Genomic DNA, 16,718 nt, shown 5'->3' with positions numbered 1-16,718 from the left:
CCGACGACGCCCCCACGACGCCCGGGCGGTACGCGCGAACGGGCCGATTGGCGTCGCCCGCGGGCGCTCGACTACCCTGTCTCCTCGGTCCGGGTCTCCGGGCCCGACTTCGATCGTCCGCACCAGCTGTCAGGAGCATGACCGTGGCTGCCAACTGTGACGTCTGCGGCAAGGGCCCGGGCTTCGGGAACAGCATCTCCCACTCGCACCGCCGCACCTCGCGCCGCTGGAACCCGAACATCCAGCCGGTCCGCGCCATGATCGGCAACACCCGCAAGCGGATCAACGCCTGCACGTCCTGCATCAAGGCCGGCAAGGTCGTCCGCTAAGCGCGACCCCGCACTTCCCGAGACCGCCCGGCGCTCCCGCCGGGCGGTTTTCGTTCGTCCGGCCCTGACCGCAGCCGCCCCACCAGCACCAGTGGGGGTGACACCCTTTGTGGCGCCAAAAAGGGTGTCACCCCCACTCGGCCGCGCGGGAGAACCAACTCACCCGAGTGCGCAGATCAGCACCGCCCGGCGCGGCCGAACCGGGGCTCAACTGCGCACTCGGCGCAGGCGAGCTCGCCCGGGGCCCGGCGGCGGAGGTCGGGGTGTCCTCAAGGAGCGTCAAGCCGACCCGCGCGGCCGAAGGACGCGCGAGCAGGACGCGCGGCCGCACCGCCGCAGCCACCCACCCCCGACTCCCGCGCGTCCGGGAGGCAGCGACGGAGGACACCCCGACCGCAGCCGCCCCGTCACCCGCAACGCCCCTGCACTGGAGATGCCATCTCCACCGGGCTGCACTGGAGATGTCATCTCCACCGGCCTGCACTGGAGATGTCATCTCCACCGCATTCCACGCCCCGCACTGAAGATGACATCTCCATCACAGGCAGCGCGGCACAGGCGAGCCCCGTGCCCACCTCACCCGAGTGCGCAGATCAGCACCGCCCGGCGCGGCCGAACCGGGGCTCAACTGCGCACTCGGCGCAGGCAAGCCCGCCGGCGGCCCCGACCGCAGCCCCGCAGACGGCAGCGTCAGGGGCGGAGGGGCCAGCCGTGGTCGACGGGGCCGATGCCGGTGCCGAGGGCGAAGCCGCGGGCGAGGGCCTCGGTGACGTAGGTCTTCGCGGCGGCCACGGCGGCGACGGGGTCCGAGCCGGCGGCGAGGCCGGCGGCGATGGCGCTGGCGAGGGTGCAGCCGGTCCCGTGGGTGTGGCGGTTGTCCAGGCGCGGGGCGCGGAAGCGGTGCTCGGCCCGGCCGTCGTAGAGCAGGTCGACGGCGTCGCCGGGCAGGTGACCGCCCTTGACGAGGACCCAGGCCGGGCCGAGGGCGTGGACGGCCTCGGCAGCGGGGCGCAGGTCCGCCTCCTCGGTGTACTTCTGACCGGTCAGGGCGGCCGCCTCGTCGAGGTTGGGCGTGACGACGGTGGCGAGCGGGATCAGCCGGGTGCGGACGGTCTCGACGGCCTCGGGGGCGAGCAGGGCGTCGCCGTGCTTCGAGACCGCGACGGGGTCGACGACGATCGGCACGCCCGCCTCGGACAGCGGCCGCAGCAGGTCGGCGACGGTCTCGACGAGAGCCGGCGAGGAGAGCATCCCCGTCTTCACCGCGTCGACGCCGATGTCGTCGACGACCGCCCGGAACTGGGCGACGACGGCCTCGGTCGGCAGGTCCCAGACGCCGTGCACCCCGACGGAGTTCTGCGCCGTGATGGCCGTCAGGACGCTCATGCCGTGCGTCCCGAGGGCGAGCATCGTCTTGAGGTCCGCCTGGATCCCGGCGCCGCCGCCGGAGTCCGAGCCCGCGATCGTGAGGACGCGCGGTGGCGCGGTACGGCCGGTCACCGGAAGTGGTCCCAACCCGCGACGCCGGTCGGCGCGGAGCCGTCGACGGTGACGCCGGTCCCGGCGTGGACGCGACCGACGCGCACCCACCCGTCGGGCAGGTCGACGTCGGGTGCGAAGCATCCGGCCAAGGCGTGGTCCTCTCCCCCGGTCAGCATCCACTGCGTCGCGGACGCGCCGAGCTCGTCGGCGGCGGCCCGCAGCTCCTCCGAGGGTACGAAGGCGCTCAGGTCGAGGTCGACGGCGACGCCGCTGCGCTCGGCGACGTGACCGAGGTCGGCGAGCAGTCCGTCGCTGACGTCGATGAGGGCGTGCGCCCCGAGTCGCGCCGCGGCGGGCCCGGCGGCGTACGGCGGGGTGGGCGCCCGGTGGGCCTGCACAAGACTCTGATGACCCCTCACGCCCGCGGAGAGGACCGCGAGGCCCGCCGCCGAGGCGCCGAGCGTCCCGCACACCGCGACGACGTCGCCGTCCCGCGCGCCGTCACGCGTCACCGCGGGGACACCGCCGAGGTCGCCGAGGGCCGTGATCGCCACCAGCAATTGCTCGGCGCGCACGACGTCGCCGCCGACGACCGAGGCCCCGACGGTCGCGCACTCCGCCGCGAGGCCCGCAGCGAACTCCTCGGCCCAGGCCGCGGGGAGGTCGGCAGGCGCCGCGAACCCGACGAGCAAGGCCGTCGGCACCGCGCCCATCGCCGCGACGTCGGCGAGGTTGGCCGCGGCCGCCTTGCGGCCGACGTCGTGCGGTGCCGACCAGTCGCGACGGAAGTGACGGCCGGCCACGAGCAGATCGGTGGTCGCGACGACGCGACCGTCGGGCGCCGCGACGACCGCCGCGTCGTCACCCGGTCCGAAGAGCACACCCGATCCCTGCGGCAGGCGTGCAATGAGGGCGGCGATGAGTCCGAACTCCCCGAGGTCGCCCACCGACGGCGTGCCCAAGCCTGGTCCTTCCGATAAGTTCGCCATCACGGCACAGCCCCCGCCACCCCGCACGGAGGTCGACCATGATTCACGCCTACATCCTCATCCAGACCGAGGTGGGCAAGGCCGCCGTGGTGGCGCAACAGATCTCCGGCATTGCCGGCGTCACCTCGTCCGAGGACGTCACCGGACCCTACGACGTGATCGTCCGCGCCGAGGCGTCGTCGGTCGACGAGCTCGGCAAGCTCGTCGTCGCCAAGGTGCAGTCGGTGTCCGGCATCACCCGCACGCTCACGTGCCCCGTCGTCAATCTCTGACGCGGCCGGCGCCGTCCCGAACCCGCTCCGCGGGCACCGCGGCGCTGCTGACCGCTGCGCTCGCGCTGACGACCGCGTGCGGCGAGGACGGGCTCAGCGCCGTCGACGTGTCCGTTCCCGTCTCCAGCGGTGACGTCGGCGCGATCTGCGCCCGTCTGGAGCAGGCGCTGCCGGCGACGGTCGACAACGGCGAGCGCCGCGACACCAGCCCGCGGTCGGACCGCACCGCGGCGTGGGGTGAGCCGCCCGTCCTCCTGCGGTGCGGCGTCGAGCGTCCGACGGCGCTGACCTCCACGTCGATGCTCAACACCGTCAACGGCATCGACTGGCTCGCCGAGACCCGCGACGGGGCGAACGTGTTCACCTCCGTCGGCCGGGCGGCCTACATCGAGGTCGTCGTGCCCTCCACGCTGCAGCCGCCGGTCGGTCCGCTCGCGGACCTCGCCCAGGCGTTGCAGTTCGTCCCCGCGCGGCCGGAGTTCTTCCCGACCCCGACGGCGGAGCCCACCAAGCCGACGAAGGACCCGACGAAGAACCCGACGAACAATCCGGCGAAGAAGAAGCAGACCCCGAAGCCGACGCCCGCGAACTAGCGCAGCCCGGAGCGGCGCTGGAGCGCGGTGCGGAGCAGCCGGTCGACCAGGGTCGGGTAGTCGACGCCGGACGCGGCCCACATCCGGGGGAACATCGAGACCGGGGTGAACCCGGGCATCGTGTTGACCTCGTTGACGAGCACCGAGCCGTCGGCGCAGACGAAGAAGTCGACGCGCGCAAGGCTCTCGCACGACAGCGCCTCGAACGCCTGGACCGACAGCGCGCGCACCTTCGCGGCGACGGCCTCGTCGAGGTCGGCCGGGACGGTGAGCTCGGTGGAGTCGTCGAGGTACTTGGCCTCGAAGTCGTAGAACTCGCGGTCGCCCAGCACGCGGATCTCGGCGGTGACGCTGGCCTCCGGAGGGCCCTGCACACCGTCGGGGCCGACGACGCCCTCGAGGACGCCGCACTCGATCTCACGGCCGATGACCGTGGCCTCGACGATCACCTTCGGGTCCCACTCCTGCGCGGCCGCCATCGCCGCGTCGAGGTCCTCGGGACGCTTCACCTTGCTGATGCCGACGCTGGACCCGGCGCGGGCCGGCTTGACGAACACCGGCCACCCCAGGGCGGCGATCTCGTCGCGGACGGCGGCGTTCTCCGTCTTCCACCGTCGCGCGGTGACGACGACGTAGTCGCACACCGGCAGACCGGCGCCGGCGAGCGCAACCTTCATGTGCGCCTTGTCCATGCTGACCGCGCTGGAGAGCACACCCGAACCGACGTAGGGCAGGTCCGCCATCTCGAGCAGACCCTGAATCGTGCCGTCCTCGCCGTAGGGCCCGTGCAGGACCGGGAAGACGACGTCGATCTCGCCGAGCGCGCCGGAGGGCTGGCTCTCGTCGAAGACGGTCAGCGCGCGGGCGGTCGGGTCACCCGGCAGGACGACGGCCGGCCGCGTGGCGTCCACCTGCGGCAGCTTGCCGTCGCGGATGACCAGCTGGTCGGGGTCGTCGACGGCGAGCACCCACCCGCCCTCGGTCGAGATGCCGATCGGCACGACCTCGTAGGCGGTGCGGTCGATGGCGCGCAGCACGCTGCCGGCTGACACGCATGACACGGCGTGCTCGGAGGACCGGCCACCGAAGATCACAGCGACCCGGGTCTTGGTGTTCGCGCTCATCGATCATGACGGTACAGCGGAAAGCGGGGCCGGACGGGCAGAAACTCACGCTCGTGGATCGGTGTGCGGATTGCCGTACTCAGCCACACCCGCCTTGCGCGGGTCGAATCGTTCCTTCGGTGCACGTTCTCCGCGAATCGTCTCGAGCTCGGCGGTGATCGCCGCCATCACCCGCTCCGTCGCCTCCGCGAGCAGTTCCGGCGTCGCTTCGCGGCCGGCGAGATCGTCGAGCCGCACCGGTGCGCCCGCGCGCACGTGGACGGTCTTGCGCGGGAACAGCGAGAGCCGGCGCGAGTACGGCGGCAGGATCCGGTGCGGTCCCCACTGCGCGACCGGGATGATCGGAGCACCGCTCTTCAACGCGATGCGCGCCGCTCCCGTCTTGCCCACCATCGGCCACAGGTCCGGGTCCCGGGTGATGGTTGCCTCGGCGTACACGACGATGCAGAAACCGTCCTGGACGGCCTGCACGGCCGCGTCCACGGACGCGTTGGCGCTCTGCCCGCCGCGGTAGACCGGGATCATGTCGGTCCCGCGCAGCACGCGGCCGAGCAGCGGGTGCCGGAACAGTTCGACCTTCGCGAGGAAGTGCGGCACGCGGCCGGCGCCGTGGACGAAGTGCCCGAACGTGATGGGGTCGATCTTGGAGATGTGATTGGCCACCAGGATCGCGCCACCGGTGCGAGGGATGTGCTCCTGCCCGCGCCACCGACGCCGGACCAGCAGCAGCAGCGGCGGCAGCAACGCGGCTTCCGCGGCCCGGAACCACGGACGTTTGCGATCGCGGGGCACGTCTCCATCCTCGCGCGCGGACCTGCTCGTCGCGAACTCTCCCGGCCTTGACAGGATCGGCCGGTGAGCACGACGGGAGAGCAGGCGCGGGACGGCGAGAGCGACGCCGGGTGGTGCCTGGTCGTCCCGGTGAAGCTGCTGCACCTCGCGAAGTCGCGACTGAGCACGGACGCGTCGCACCGCTCGGCACTCGCCCTCGCGTTCGCCGCGGACACCGTTGCGGCGGCGCTGCGGACCCCGTCGGTGGTCGAGCTCGTCGTCGTCACCGACGACCCCACCGCGGCCGCACTGGTCACCGAACTCGGTGCCGCGGTGGTTCCCGACGCCCCCGACGCGGGCCTCAATCCGGCATTGCGACACGGCGCCGAGTACGCCTCGAGCCGGCATCCCGGATGTGCGATCGGCGCGCTCTCGGCGGACCTGCCGGCACTGAAATCGACCGAACTCGCGACCGCTTTGCAACGAGCCGAGAAAGTCGGCCGGGGCGTTGTCGCGGATGCCGTGGGAACGGGAACGACGGCCTATCTCGTCGCCGCCGGGGAATTCACGCCGCTATTCGGAGCGGACTCGCTGCAGGCGCATATCGCTGCCGGCGCCGCGGCGATTCGTGCCGACGACCTGCCCTCGGTGCGGCGCGACGTCGACACCCCGGCCGACCTCACCGAGGCACTTGCGCTCGGGGTCGGCGAGTACACGCGGCGCACGCTCGACCGCCTCTGACCTGCGCGCTGACCTGCGCACTGACCTGCGCACACAGCACGACGCCGCCCGGTCGAGCGACCGGGCGGCGTCGTGGACGTGCTGGTGTCAGGCCTTCTTCGCAGCGCGCTTGGCCGGAGCCTTCTTCGCCGCAGCCTTCTTGGCGGGAGCCTTCTTCGCCGCAGCCTTCTTGGCCGGGGCCTTCTTCGCCGCAGCCTTCTTGGCGGGAGCCTTCTTCGCCGCAGCCTTCTTCGCCGGGGCCTTCTTCGCCGCAGCCTTCTTGGCGGGAGCCTTCTTCGCCGCAGCCTTCTTCGCCGGGGCCTTCTTGGCCGCCGCCTTCTTGGCCGGGGCCTTCTTGGCCGCAGCCTTCTTCGCCGGGGCAGCCTTCTTCGCCGCGGCCTTCTTCGTCACGGTCTTCTTGGCGGGCGACTTCTTCGCAACCGCAGCCGCAACGCGCTTCACGGTCGGGCGGGCGGTCTCACCCACCGACTCGATGGCGGTCACGGTGACAGCAGGAAGCTTCTTCGCCCCACTGACGACGTCCTTGAAGCCCGTGCCCGCCTTGAAGCGCGGAACACTGGTCTTCTTCACCTTCACCTGAGCACCGGTGGCTGGGTTACGAGCAATTCGAGCGGGACGCTCGACCTTCTCGAACACACCGAACCCGGTGATGCCGACCTTCTCGCCACGGGCAACCGCGCGGGTGATGGTGTCGACGACGGCGTCGAGAGCCTGCGAAGCCGCCTTCTTGTTGCCACTGAATCTGGTAGCCAGCTCATCGATCAGCTGCGTCTTGTTCATTGCGTCCCTCCGACGCCGGATACGGGCACCACTAGGCCCGGCTCAACGGGAAAGTTAGAGCTATAGGGCGATGTAAACAATCACCTGGCGTTTGAAACATCGTTGTGTCGCAAGGAGTTTTCCCTCGGCGTGAGGTAGTGCAGGGACGTCTTTGCATCGCGAGCGCGCCCTTTCGCCCCGGCCGACGTCGAAGATCGCCTCAACGACGGAGCCCTCAATTCCCTTGTTTTCCAAGGGAATTGAGGGCTTCTACAGGTGGTGCGAAGAGGCCTACGACGAGAGCGAGGACGGGATCGGCAACGTCTTCGGGAGGTACGGAGGCCGTTTCGTCTCGAATGCGGCGACATCCCCCTCGTGGCGCAACGTGAGACCAATGTCATCAAGTCCCTCGAGCAGACGCCACCTCGTGTAGTCGTCGATCTCGAACCCGACGGACAGGTCGCCACACGTCACGGTGCGGGTCTGGAGGTCGACGGTGACGGTGGTCGAGGCGTCAGTTTCGGTCGCCTCCCAGAGCCGGTCGACGACGTCCTGCGGCAGCTGAACGGTGAGCAGACCACCCTTGAGCGAGTTGCCGCGGAAGATGTCGGCGAAGCGCGACGAGATGACGACCCGGAAGCCGTAGTTCTGCAGTGCCCAGACCGCGTGCTCGCGGGAGGAACCGGTGCCGAAGTCGGGGCCGGCGACGAGCACCGTCGCGCCCGCGCGCTCGGGCGCGTTGAGGACGAACTCGGGGTCCTTGCGCCACTCGGCGAAGAGCCCGTCCTCGAAACCGTCGCGCGTGATCCGCTTGAGGTAGACGGCGGGGATGATCTGGTCGGTGTCGACGTTGCTGCGCCGCAGCGGGATCATCCGGCCGGTGTGGGTGGTGAAGGCTTCCATCGGGCGATCTCCCTACTTCGCGGCGGCCAGGTCGGCCGGGGACGACAGGTGGCCGGTGACCGCGGTGGCCGCGGCCACGAGCGGCGAGACCAGGTGCGTACGACCGCCCTTGCCCTGCCGGCCCTCGAAGTTCCGGTTGGACGTGGACGCGCTCCGCTCCCCCGGCGACAACGTGTCGGGGTTCATGCCGAGGCACATCGAGCAGCCGGCGAAGCGCCACTCGGCACCGGCCTCCTTGAAGATCGTGTCGAGTCCCTCGGACTCCGCCTGCAATCGCACCCGCGCCGAGCCGGGCACGACGAGCATGCGGACGCCGTCGGCGACCTTGTGACCCTTGATCACGTCGGCGGCGGCGCGCAGGTCCTCGATGCGGCCGTTGGTGCACGACCCGAGGAACACGGTGTCGACCGAGATGTCGCGCAGCGGCTGACCCGCGGTGAGTCCCATGTACTCCAGCGCCCGCTCCGCGGCGGTGCGCTCGCTCGGGTCGGCGAAGCTCGCCGGGTCGGGCACGTTCGAGCCGAGCGGTGCGCCCTGGCCCGGGTTGGTGCCCCACGTCACGAACGGGGTCAGCGTCGAGGCGTCGAGCACGACCTCCTTGTCGAAGGTCGCGTCGTCGTCGGTGTAGAGCTCGCGCCAGGCGGCGACGGCGGCGTCCCACTCCGCACCGGACGGCGCGTGCGGCCGACCCTTCACGTACTCGAAGGTGACGTCGTCCGGCGCGACGAGACCGGCACGCGCGCCCGCCTCGATCGACATGTTGCAGACCGTCAGGCGGCCTTCCATCGACAGGTTGCGGATCGCCTCGCCGCGGTACTCGATGACGTAGCCCTGCCCGCCGCCGGTGCCGATCTCGGCGATGACCGCGAGGATGATGTCCTTTGCCGTCACGCCGGCGGGCAGCGTCCCGTTCACGGTGACCGACATCGTCTTCGGCCGGTCGAGGGGCAGCGTCTGCGTCGCGAGCACGTGCTCGACCTGGCTGGTGCCGATACCGAAGGCGAGGGCACCGAAGGCACCGTGCGTCGAGGTGTGCGAGTCGCCGCACACGATCGTCATGCCGGGCTGGGTAATGCCCAGCTGCGGGCCGACGACGTGGACGATGCCCTGGTCGATGTCGCCGAGCGAGTGGATGCGTACGCCGAACTCGGCGGCGTTGCGACGCAGCGCCTCGATCTGGGCGCGCGACACCGGGTCGGCGATCGGCTTGTCGATGTCGAGCGTCGGGGTGTTGTGGTCCTCGGTCGCCAGGGTGAGGTCCGGTCGACGGACCGGACGGCCGGCAGCCCGGAGACCGTCGAAGGCCTGCGGGCTGGTCACCTCGTGGACCAGGTGCAGGTCGATGTACAACAGATCGGGCTCGTTGTCCGCACGACGTACGACGTGCGCGTCCCAGATCTTCTCGGCGAGGGTGCGCCCCATCCGGTCCTCCTCCGCAGCGTGCCGGTCACGTCCCGAGAGGCTTCCCCACCGACGGGCCGGGAAATTTGCATCTCAGAATGCGAGACGGCAATATCAATCCATGGACAACGATAGCTCACCCGGTTTGGTCGATGCCAGCGGAGTTGGCGTGCTGGACAAGGCCGCGGCCGTCCTGAACGCCCTGGAGGCCGGGCCGGCCACGCTCGCCTCGCTGGTGGCCGCGACCGGGCTTGCCCGTCCGACCGCGCACCGGCTGGCCGTCGCGCTCGAGCATCACCGGTTGCTGTCGCGGGACATGCAGGGCCGGTTCGTCCTTGGTCCGCGGCTCGGTGAGCTCGCCGCCGCGGCGGGTGAGGACCGTCTGCTGGCCGCGGCGCCCGCGGTGCTCGCGCACCTGCGCGACATCACCGGGGAGAGCGCGCAGCTCTACCGGCGCCAGGGCGACCACCGCATCTGCGTCGCGGCGGCAGAGCGCCTGTCCGGTCTGCGCGACACCGTGCCCGTCGGGGAGTCGCTGCCGATGACCGCCGGCTCCGCCGCGCAGGTGCTGCTCGCGTGGGAGGAGCCCGAGCGTCTGCACCGCGGACTGCAGGGCGCGCGCTTCGAGGCCACGACACTCGCCGCGGTGCGCCGCCGCGGTTGGGCGCAGAGTGTCTCCGAGCGCGAGGCCGGCGTCGCGTCGGTGTCCGCGCCCGTGCGCGGTCCGAACAACCGCGTCGTCGCCGCCGTTTCGGTGTCGGGCCCGATCGACCGGTTGAGCCGGCAGCCCGGGCGGCTGCACGCCGCCGCCGTCACCGCCGCGGCCGAGAAACTCAGCGAGGTGCTGCGCCGCGCGGCGGGCGGCGACCTCTCCCCCGCCCCGGAACGCACGCCCACTCGTCCCGTCGGTCGTCGACCCGCGCGGCCGGGCCGAACCGGGGGCCGCTGATGCCGGGGCCGCAGGAGCTCTCGCGCGAGACGCTCGCCGTCGTCGCGGGCCGACCGGACCGCACCCCGGACGCTCCGCTCAACCAGCCGCTGGTGCAGGCATCGGTCTTCCACGCCGGCGGCGACATCGAGTACGGCCGGCACGGCAACCCGACGTGGTCGGCGTTCGAGACCGCGATCGGCGCGCTCGAGGGCGGACTCGGACTCGTGTTCCCGTCGGGGCTGGCCGCCGCCGGCGCGATCGTGAGCCTCGTGCCGGCCGATGCGGTCGTCGTCGTGCCGCGCCACGCGTACCTCGGGACGCTCGGGCAGCTGGGCGTCGCGGAGGGCCGCACCGGCCTGACGCTGCGCCAGGTCGACGTCGCCGACACCGACCAGGTCGTCGCGGCCTGCGACGGCGCGGACCTGGTGCTGATCGAGTCGCCGACCAACCCGGCCCTCGAGGTCGCCGACCTGCCCGCGGTGTGCGCGGCCGGCCGCGCCGCCGGCGCGCTGGTCGCCGTCGACAACACGTTCGCGACGCCGTTCGGGCAGAACCCGCTCGCGCTCGGCGCCGACGTGGTCATGCACTCCGCGACGAAGTTCCTCGCCGGGCACAGCGACGCCGTCGTCGGCGCGGTCGTGTGCACCGACGCCGGTCTGCGCGACCGGATGAAGGAGCACCGCCGACTCTCCGGCACCGCGGCCGGCGTCCTCGAGACGTGGCTCGCGCTGCGCGGCATGCGCACCCTGCACCTGCGCCTGGAACGCGCGGCGGCCAACGCGGCGGTTCTCGCGCCGCGGCTCGCGGCCCACCCCGCGTGCAAGCGCGTCCGCTACCCCGGGCTGCCCGACGATCCCGGCCACGCCCGCGCGGCCGCGCAGATGCGCACCTTCGGCGCGATCCTGTCCGTCGAGTTCGCCGACGGCCCGACCGCCGAGGCGTTCTGCGCCGCAACGAAGCTCTGGGTGAACGCGACCAGCCTCGGTGCGGTGGAGTCGACGCTCGAACGCCGCCGGCGCTGGGCCGGTGAGTCGCCGTCGATCCCGGAGGGGCTGGTCCGCCTCTCCACCGGTGTCGAGGACGCCGAGGACCTGTGGGCCGACCTGGAGCAGGCGCTCGACTCCCTGGGCTGACCGCGCCGGCGTGACCCGGGTTCAGCCGGTGCTGGTCGCGCCCGGGGTTGGGATGACGCCGATCTGGTTGAGGAACGACAGCTCGTCGATCCGGTTCACGCGGTGCAGAACCTTGCCGTCGACGAAGTACAGGATCGTCAGGCCCTCGACGGAGACGCCGTGCTTGGTCGGTGCCGCGCCGAGAAGTTCCTCGTTGTGGAAACCGGAGAGGGTGAACCGGGCGACGACGCGCTCACCGGCGGCGAAGAGGTCGATCGGTTCGACCTCGAGCTGGCCGAGGGCGCGGAGCAGGTCGGCGTAGAACGCCTTGACGCCCTCGTAGTTCGGGGGAACCTCGGCGGGATAGCCGACGAACTGCGCGTCGGGGCTGTACATCGACATGTAGCCGTCGAGGTCGCCGTTGTTGAGGCACTCGATCGCCTGCTCGACGATGGCCACGTTGCCGCTCATGCGTCCGTCCTGCCTTCCGGTGCGATCAGGCCGCCTCGGCCCGCTTGATCGCATCGTATGCGCGGGGGTTGAGGCGCACCTTCGCCGGGAGCAGCGGCCACGTCCGGCGGACGACCTCGCCCATCACCCGCAGCGCGACCTGGTCGCGGGTCCGCCACTCGAGGCCGAGGATCTCCCGGGCCTTCGGCGGCATCAGGCCGGCACCGAGCCAGCGGTTGAACCGGGACGTCGGCCACTCCAGGACCTTCCAGACCGGGCCGGGGATGCCGGGCGGCGCCGGGATGGACTGCTGGTCCGCGGTCACCGCCCAGCGTGTGGTCGCGTTGTGCTCGAGCTCGTGGTCGAGCATGTGGTGGAAGTAGGCCTCGAAGTCGGCCCAGTTGTCGATCACCGGGCGCTCGGAGAGGCCGTAGCGGCGCCACCACGTGACGCCCTCCTTGACCAACTGGTCCTTCTCCTCGTCGGTCAGCGGAGTCCCGAAGAACTCGTTGATCGCGAGAATGGTCTCGACGAAGGTGACGTGGGTCCACCAGAACGTGTCGGGGCTCAGCGCGGACCAGCAGCGGCCGTGCCCGTCGTCGTCGCCCTTGATCTCGCGGTGGAAGTCGCGCACCTGCGCGCCGGTGTCGTCGGGCCGGTCGTCGTAGACGACGCCGAGGATCGGCGGGATCGACCGGAACAGCCGGTCCCACGGGTTGTCGAAGAAGTTCGACTTCTGCTGCAACGCGGAGTTCACCGCGGGGTGCATGTTCTGCAGCGTGCCGGTGCGCCACAGAAACAGGAGACCGCGGCGGTCGCCGTGGTACTTCCACGTCAGCGAACCGGGACCGAGCGGGGCCCCGACCTTCGCCTCGGACTTCGCTGCGCGGGGTTCGGTGGTCGTCATCGGCGGGCCCTCCTCGTGTGCGCCGCGAAGGTGCCGGTGGCGCTCTCGCGGATCTGACGGACCATTCGGGTCAGGGGGTAGCGCTCGGGGTCCCGCACGTGGAGGCGGACCAGTTCCTCGCCGAGCATCTGATGGATGTGCGCGGCGAGTTCGGGGTCGGCGATCTCGTCCGGCAGTCGGCTGATCAGCAGCGCCTGCACGTGGGCGCGCGCCAGGGCGCGGCCGGCGGCGATGCGCTCGTGGAGCTCGGGTGGCCCGCCCTCGGGCGGGTTGAGCAGGATCGCCCAGCTGCGCGGGGCGCGCTGGACGGCGGCCACGGTCGCGCGCAGCAGCGCCTCGGCCACCTCGACGAAGTCGGCGTCGTCGGGCAACGGCGCGAGGGCCTCCGCCAGGCCGAGCATCGCGGTCGCGGTCTCGCGGTCGACGAGGGCGGAGACGAGACCGGGCAGATGACCGAACTGGGAGTAGATCAGCGTCCGCGTCACGCCGGCCTCGCGGGCGACGCGGTCGATGGTGGCGGCGTAGAACCCCTCGGCGCGAACGACGTCCAGCGTCACGTCGAGCAGCTGCTCCCGACGGTCCGCGGCGGACATCCGACGACGGGTCACGGGCCTCCCTCCCGGCTAACTTACATTTTGTAACTTACTCGACGTTACGAACCGCGGACGACCCCGTCAAGGGCTGGTTCCGGCCACGCTGCGCTGAAACGATTCCCGTATGGAGCTGCTGCGCACCCCGGACGAGTGCTTCGCCGGACTGGTCGGGTTCGACCACGAACCGCGCTACGCGGAGGTCCCCGCCGGGGACGGGCAGGCGTTGCGGATGGCCTGGGTCGAGGCCGGCCCGGCCTCCGGTCCCCCGGTGCTGCTCCTGCACGGCGAGCCGACGTGGTCCTACCTCTACCGCGGGTTGTTCGCGCCGCTGGTCGACGCGGGCCTGCGAGTGATCGCCGTCGACCTCGTCGGGTTCGGCCGATCGGACAAGCCCGCCGCGGTGTCCGACCACACCTACGCCCGTCACGTCGAGTGGACGCGCGCATTGCTGTTCGACGTCCTCGACCTGCGCGACGTGACGCTGGTCGGGCAGGACTGGGGTGGGCTGATCGGGCTGCGCATCGTCGCCGAGCACCCCGACCGGTTCGCCCGGGTCGTCGCGTCCAACACCGGCCTGCCGACCGGCGACCAGGACATGCCGGCGGTCTGGCACCGGTTCCGTGAGTCGGTGCAGTCGGCGCCGTCGCTCGACATCGGGCGGTTCGTCGCGGCCGGGTGCGTGCGCGGCCTCTCCCCCGAGGCCCGCGCCGCCTACGACGCGCCGTTCCCGGAGGAGCGCTTCAAGGCCGGTCCGCGGGCGATGCCGGGCCTCGTGCCCTACCGCCCCGACGACCCGGCATCGGAGGCCAACCGCGCCGCGTGGAAGGTCCTGACGGCGTGGGAGCGCCCGTTCCTGACCGCGTTCTCCGACAGCGACCCCATCACCGGCGCGATGGGCCCGATCCTGCGCCGCGCCGTCCCCGGCGCCACCGGCCTCGACCACCCGACGATCGCCAACGCCGGCCACTTCGTCCAGGAGGACGCCCCCGCCGACCTCGCCGCTGCGGTGCTCACGCTCTTCTGAAGCGCGGCTGCGCCGATCGGCGCTCCAACTGGCTTCGCTAGTCGACGAACGCTGCTTGGAAGAACCCACGGTCCGCCTGAGGGATGAAGACAACCTCGACCGTGTGATCCAGTACGTCGCGGGCGAACCCGACGGCGTCAGCGTGGCCGTACCCCCGCAGAGCGGCGGCGGACATGCGTGCCCAGCCCGCATCGGCATAAAACCCGAACGACTCAGTCGGTGCACCCATCGGAACCCACGACACGGACGGGAACCCGCCGGAGTCGCAGCCTGAATCAGCTGACGCTCGCGACCGCAGCCCAGCCGGAAGCGGTGTGACGGCAACCTCGGTCAGGGCACGAATCTGCTCCGATGCCCTCTCGCTGCAGGCCTGCTGTCCCGACACGTACGTGCCGATTGCCAACGCGCCAACGCTGAGCGCGGCGATTGCGGCGCCCAAGGCTGACCAGCGCACGGTCGCCCGCCGCATCGACAACACTTCCACCCTCACGACGGACAGGATGCCGCCGCTCGGCAACCCCAGGCATCAACCGAACGCACCGCGCTCTGCGACGGACAGCCAGACCTTTTCTGACACAGCGATCATTTCGTCCACCAAGACACATGCGCGGGCGATGCGATGGCCGTCCTCATCAGGACGGAGTAACGCGCGCGAACCTAACCGGATAGCGAGTACGCAGCGCGCCCCCGCGTCGGCCAGGATCGAGGCCTGCGGCTTTCCGGGGGGGAAAAGTGACGCAGCACAACGATCCAGCGGTGTCCGCCGACGTCCTGGTCCGGTTCGCGGACTGGATGGTGCGCGCGGTCGTCGTCGTGGTCCTGCTGTTCGCCTATCTGGCGTGGATGGAGCGCGACCCGATCGCGGCGCTGCCGGCGGGCGGCGTCGTCCTGATCGCGGTCAGCGCCTGGCACCGCGTGACCCAGGCGCCGGAGCCGGAGATGAGCTGCGCCGCCGGGCCGGCGCCGATCTCGATCGCCGACGTCGACCGAATGACCTGTCGGGAGCTGCAGCTGCTCGTCGCGTCGCTCCTGCGCCGTGACGATGTCGGTGGTGTCCACGCCCCGACCTCGCGCGTCGACCTGAGCAGCGAGGTCCTCGGGCACACCTCGACGGGCCGGTCGCTCCTCGTGCGGTGCCACCGCGACGCCCCCCGGCGCCGGGTCGGCGCCACCGCCGTGCACCGGTTCCTCGACGACACCCACGGAGCCCGCGCCACCGACATCCCGGTCCTCGTCACCACCGGCCGGTTCACCCGCTCCGCCCTCGCCCTCGGCGACTCCCGCGGCCTCGTCCTTCTCGACCGCACCCAGCTCGCCGCCTGGCTGACCGGCCGGCCCACTCGGCTCTCACCGCACCTCGCGGTCTGATTCGCCTGCACGGGAGGTGTCATCTCCAGCGCATCGCGGTCCTGGAAACAGACAAACCCGCCCGAAATGTGGCTCTTCCGGCCCTAGGTGATTTAGCGGGCGATCCCCCTTCGGGACGGTCGGCCAACTGGCGTTCGTCGCGCTCAGCCGCCGAGTAGGCATCGGCTGACGCGAAGGTCGACGCCAGAGCTTCGCGCCAGGCGAGCAGGTCGGTCTCCAGGGTGGCCCAGGTGATGTCGCGGTCGATGTGGTCGTACTGGTGGATCAGCCAGTTGCGGTTGGCGACCGCGTCGCGCCAGCGCACTCCTTCGGGGCTGGCGATGTTGGCGCGGTCAAGCCGGTTTGCCGCCTCGCCGAGCTTCATCATCAACGAGTCACCGGCCTCCTGCCGGAGCTCGTCGGCGTCGTAGGCCGCCCGCCCGCCCTCGACGATCATCTGCGCCCTGTCCAGCCAGTCGCGCACATGGAGGAACTCCTTGGCCGTCCGACGATCCATTACAACCGGACTGCCTCGCGCCGGACGTCATCGTCGATTCTCGGCTTCAGTCCGCCGTAACTGACGAGGTCGACACTGCGGCCGAGAATCTGCTCGAACGTCTCCTGCAGGTCGCGCATCGCGCTGATCGAGGTGCCGCGCGGCGGCTTGACCAGCAGGTCGATGTCCGAATCCGCTCGCGCACTCTTACGCGCGACAGATCCGAACACCGCGAGGTCGCGGAAACCTCGGCTCTCGGCGAGCTCCCGGAGGATGGGTGACGCCGCATCGAGCAGCGTCTGCGGGTGCACCGTCCGCAGATCCGGTGCTGCCTTGTACTGCTGACTGACCGCCGACTGGCTGATCCCGAGCGCGGCCGCTATCTCGCGCTGACTCATGCCGGTAGCGGCCATCGCGCGGAGCGCCAGCACGCGCCGGAGCCGCGCCAGGTCTTCGTCGCGACGGGCGAGCCGGTACTCGGCCAGGAACTGCAT

Annotated in this window: 21 protein-coding genes; 8 read left to right on the top strand and 13 right to left on the bottom strand. The window is 71.3% G+C overall.

Going from position 1 to position 16,718, the window contains the following annotated elements:
• Positions 1-143 precede the first annotated feature (143 nt).
• On the top strand, positions 144-329 hold the full coding sequence (rpmB, locus tag SPOPO_RS0118220; protein WP_028984888.1) for a 50S ribosomal protein L28: 186 nt from the start codon (positions 144-146) through the stop codon (positions 327-329).
• A 690-nt stretch (positions 330-1,019) separates the two neighbouring features.
• Here the strand turns inward: rpmB and thiD are convergent.
• The gene (gene thiD / locus SPOPO_RS0118215; protein ID WP_019876404.1) at positions 1,020-1,829 is read right to left on the bottom strand and encodes a bifunctional hydroxymethylpyrimidine kinase/phosphomethylpyrimidine kinase; all 810 of its coding nucleotides are present in this window, start codon (positions 1,827-1,829) and stop codon (positions 1,020-1,022) included.
• Positions 1,826-2,800 (bottom strand): thiamine-phosphate kinase, encoded by a 975-nt coding sequence (locus SPOPO_RS0118210; protein ID WP_033385103.1) that lies wholly within the window; start codon positions 2,798-2,800, stop codon positions 1,826-1,828. The genes thiD and SPOPO_RS0118210 overlap by 4 nt, the downstream gene beginning before the upstream one ends.
• A gap of 38 nt (positions 2,801-2,838) precedes the next feature.
• Between SPOPO_RS0118210 and SPOPO_RS0118205 the strand changes: the two genes are divergently transcribed.
• Together SPOPO_RS0118205 and SPOPO_RS30390 are read left to right on the top strand one after the other, a co-directional pair.
• The gene (locus SPOPO_RS0118205; protein ID WP_019876402.1) at positions 2,839-3,072 is read left to right on the top strand and encodes an Lrp/AsnC ligand binding domain-containing protein; all 234 of its coding nucleotides are present in this window, start codon (positions 2,839-2,841) and stop codon (positions 3,070-3,072) included.
• Entirely contained in the window at positions 3,051-3,665 is a 615-nt protein-coding gene (locus tag SPOPO_RS30390) for a DUF3515 domain-containing protein (RefSeq protein ID WP_019876400.1), read from the top strand. Before SPOPO_RS0118205 ends, SPOPO_RS30390 begins: the two co-directional genes overlap by 22 nt.
• Here the strand turns inward: SPOPO_RS30390 and SPOPO_RS0118195 are convergent.
• Positions 3,662-4,789, bottom strand: a complete 1,128-nt coding sequence (locus tag SPOPO_RS0118195) for a D-alanine--D-alanine ligase family protein (RefSeq protein ID WP_019876399.1) — start codon at positions 4,787-4,789, stop codon at positions 3,662-3,664. The genes SPOPO_RS30390 and SPOPO_RS0118195 overlap by 4 nt on opposite strands.
• Positions 4,790-4,834: 45 nt before the next feature.
• The gene (locus SPOPO_RS0118190) at positions 4,835-5,581 is read right to left on the bottom strand and encodes a lysophospholipid acyltransferase family protein (protein ID WP_019876398.1); all 747 of its coding nucleotides are present in this window, start codon (positions 5,579-5,581) and stop codon (positions 4,835-4,837) included.
• Positions 5,582-5,644: 63 nt separating this feature from the next.
• On the opposite strand from SPOPO_RS0118190, the gene cofC reads away from it, so the two are divergent.
• A complete protein-coding gene (cofC, locus tag SPOPO_RS0118185) occupies positions 5,645-6,301 on the top strand; it encodes a 2-phospho-L-lactate guanylyltransferase (RefSeq protein ID WP_019876397.1) in 657 nt (218 codons plus the stop codon).
• A gap of 87 nt (positions 6,302-6,388) precedes the next feature.
• Here cofC and SPOPO_RS0118180 read toward each other — a convergent pair whose 3' ends face one another.
• The 3 genes from SPOPO_RS0118180 to leuC all read right to left on the bottom strand — a co-directional run bounded on the left by SPOPO_RS0118180 (position 6,389) and on the right by leuC (position 9,385).
• Entirely contained in the window at positions 6,389-7,081 is a 693-nt protein-coding gene (locus SPOPO_RS0118180; protein WP_019876396.1) for an HU family DNA-binding protein, read from the bottom strand.
• Between the two features lie 270 nt (positions 7,082-7,351).
• Complete coding sequence (gene leuD / locus SPOPO_RS0118175) at positions 7,352-7,963, bottom strand: 3-isopropylmalate dehydratase small subunit (RefSeq protein WP_019876395.1); 612 nt, start codon at positions 7,961-7,963, stop codon at positions 7,352-7,354.
• Positions 7,964-7,975: 12 nt separating this feature from the next.
• Positions 7,976-9,385: a 3-isopropylmalate dehydratase large subunit gene (leuC, locus tag SPOPO_RS0118170; RefSeq protein WP_019876394.1), complete on the bottom strand. Its 1,410-nt coding sequence runs from the start codon at positions 9,383-9,385 to the stop codon at positions 7,976-7,978.
• A gap of 124 nt (positions 9,386-9,509) precedes the next feature.
• On the opposite strand from leuC, the gene SPOPO_RS30385 reads away from it, so the two are divergent.
• Both SPOPO_RS30385 and SPOPO_RS0118160 read left to right on the top strand, forming a co-directional pair.
• The gene (locus SPOPO_RS30385) at positions 9,510-10,313 is read left to right on the top strand and encodes an IclR family transcriptional regulator domain-containing protein (RefSeq protein ID WP_084671247.1); all 804 of its coding nucleotides are present in this window, start codon (positions 9,510-9,512) and stop codon (positions 10,311-10,313) included.
• Entirely contained in the window at positions 10,313-11,428 is a 1,116-nt protein-coding gene (locus SPOPO_RS0118160; protein WP_019876391.1) for a trans-sulfuration enzyme family protein, read from the top strand. The genes SPOPO_RS30385 and SPOPO_RS0118160 overlap by 1 nt, the downstream gene beginning before the upstream one ends.
• Positions 11,429-11,449: 21 nt before the next feature.
• Here SPOPO_RS0118160 and SPOPO_RS30380 read toward each other — a convergent pair whose 3' ends face one another.
• The 3 genes from SPOPO_RS30380 to SPOPO_RS30375 are packed head-to-tail and all read right to left on the bottom strand — an operon-like array spanning position 11,450 to position 13,372.
• Positions 11,450-11,878, bottom strand: a complete 429-nt coding sequence (locus SPOPO_RS30380) for an ester cyclase (RefSeq protein WP_019876390.1) — start codon at positions 11,876-11,878, stop codon at positions 11,450-11,452.
• 25 nt (positions 11,879-11,903) lie between these two features.
• Entirely contained in the window at positions 11,904-12,764 is an 861-nt protein-coding gene (locus tag SPOPO_RS0118150; protein WP_019876389.1) for an oxygenase MpaB family protein, read from the bottom strand.
• Positions 12,761-13,372 (bottom strand): TetR/AcrR family transcriptional regulator, encoded by a 612-nt coding sequence (locus SPOPO_RS30375; protein ID WP_156870014.1) that lies wholly within the window; start codon positions 13,370-13,372, stop codon positions 12,761-12,763. Before SPOPO_RS30375 ends, SPOPO_RS0118150 begins: the two co-directional genes overlap by 4 nt.
• A 109-nt stretch (positions 13,373-13,481) precedes the next feature.
• Here SPOPO_RS30375 and SPOPO_RS0118140 point away from each other — a divergent pair, with 109 nt between their 5' ends.
• Positions 13,482-14,381, top strand: coding sequence for a haloalkane dehalogenase (locus SPOPO_RS0118140; RefSeq protein ID WP_019876387.1), 900 nt, complete (start codon positions 13,482-13,484; stop codon positions 14,379-14,381).
• A gap of 37 nt (positions 14,382-14,418) precedes the next feature.
• On the opposite strand, the gene SPOPO_RS0118135 is transcribed toward SPOPO_RS0118140, so the two are convergent.
• Positions 14,419-14,871 carry a hypothetical protein gene (locus SPOPO_RS0118135; protein WP_156870012.1) on the bottom strand — a complete coding sequence of 151 codons (453 nt, stop codon included), beginning with the start codon at positions 14,869-14,871 and terminating at the stop codon, positions 14,419-14,421.
• A gap of 266 nt (positions 14,872-15,137) precedes the next feature.
• Here SPOPO_RS0118135 and SPOPO_RS0118130 point away from each other — a divergent pair, with 266 nt between their 5' ends.
• Positions 15,138-15,749 carry a restriction endonuclease gene (locus tag SPOPO_RS0118130; protein WP_019876385.1) on the top strand — a complete coding sequence of 204 codons (612 nt, stop codon included), beginning with the start codon at positions 15,138-15,140 and terminating at the stop codon, positions 15,747-15,749.
• Positions 15,750-15,768: 19 nt separating this feature from the next.
• Here SPOPO_RS0118130 and SPOPO_RS30370 read toward each other — a convergent pair whose 3' ends face one another.
• Both SPOPO_RS30370 and SPOPO_RS0118120 read right to left on the bottom strand, forming a co-directional pair.
• On the bottom strand, positions 15,769-16,212 hold the full coding sequence (locus SPOPO_RS30370) for a HepT-like ribonuclease domain-containing protein (RefSeq protein ID WP_169577218.1): 444 nt from the start codon (positions 16,210-16,212) through the stop codon (positions 15,769-15,771).
• 32 nt (positions 16,213-16,244) lie between these two features.
• Positions 16,245-16,718 carry a nucleotidyltransferase domain-containing protein gene (locus SPOPO_RS0118120; RefSeq protein WP_019876383.1) on the bottom strand — a complete coding sequence of 158 codons (474 nt, stop codon included), beginning with the start codon at positions 16,716-16,718 and terminating at the stop codon, positions 16,245-16,247.

It is taken from the genome of Sporichthya polymorpha DSM 43042 (assembly GCF_000384115.1).
Lineage (GTDB): Bacteria > Actinomycetota > Actinomycetes > Sporichthyales > Sporichthyaceae > Sporichthya > Sporichthya polymorpha.
This window is presented reverse-complemented; position numbering and strand designations above follow the sequence as displayed.

What these genes read in the sequence shown, in the direction of transcription:
- SPOPO_RS0118140 (WP_019876387.1), top strand. Translation starts at nt 13,482, where the DNA reads ATGGAGCTGCTGCGCACCCCGGACGAGTGCTTCGCCGGACTGGTCGGG.
- leuD (WP_019876395.1), bottom strand. Translation starts at nt 7,963, where the DNA reads ATGGAAGCCTTCACCACCCACACCGGCCGGATGATCCCGCTGCGGCGC.
- SPOPO_RS0118160 (WP_019876391.1), top strand. Translation starts at nt 10,313, where the DNA reads ATGCCGGGGCCGCAGGAGCTCTCGCGCGAGACGCTCGCCGTCGTCGCG.
- SPOPO_RS0118150 (WP_019876389.1), bottom strand. Translation starts at nt 12,764, where the DNA reads ATGACGACCACCGAACCCCGCGCAGCGAAGTCCGAGGCGAAGGTCGGG.
- SPOPO_RS0118210 (WP_033385103.1), bottom strand. Translation starts at nt 2,800, where the DNA reads ATGGCGAACTTATCGGAAGGACCAGGCTTGGGCACGCCGTCGGTGGGC.
- leuC (WP_019876394.1), bottom strand. Translation starts at nt 9,385, where the DNA reads ATGGGGCGCACCCTCGCCGAGAAGATCTGGGACGCGCACGTCGTACGT.
- SPOPO_RS0118120 (WP_019876383.1), bottom strand. Translation starts at nt 16,718, where the DNA reads ATGCAGTTCCTGGCCGAGTACCGGCTCGCCCGTCGCGACGAAGACCTG.
- SPOPO_RS0118180 (WP_019876396.1), bottom strand. Translation starts at nt 7,081, where the DNA reads ATGAACAAGACGCAGCTGATCGATGAGCTGGCTACCAGATTCAGTGGC.
- SPOPO_RS0118205 (WP_019876402.1), top strand. Translation starts at nt 2,839, where the DNA reads ATGATTCACGCCTACATCCTCATCCAGACCGAGGTGGGCAAGGCCGCC.
- SPOPO_RS30380 (WP_019876390.1), bottom strand. Translation starts at nt 11,878, where the DNA reads ATGAGCGGCAACGTGGCCATCGTCGAGCAGGCGATCGAGTGCCTCAAC.
- SPOPO_RS0118195 (WP_019876399.1), bottom strand. Translation starts at nt 4,789, where the DNA reads ATGAGCGCGAACACCAAGACCCGGGTCGCTGTGATCTTCGGTGGCCGG.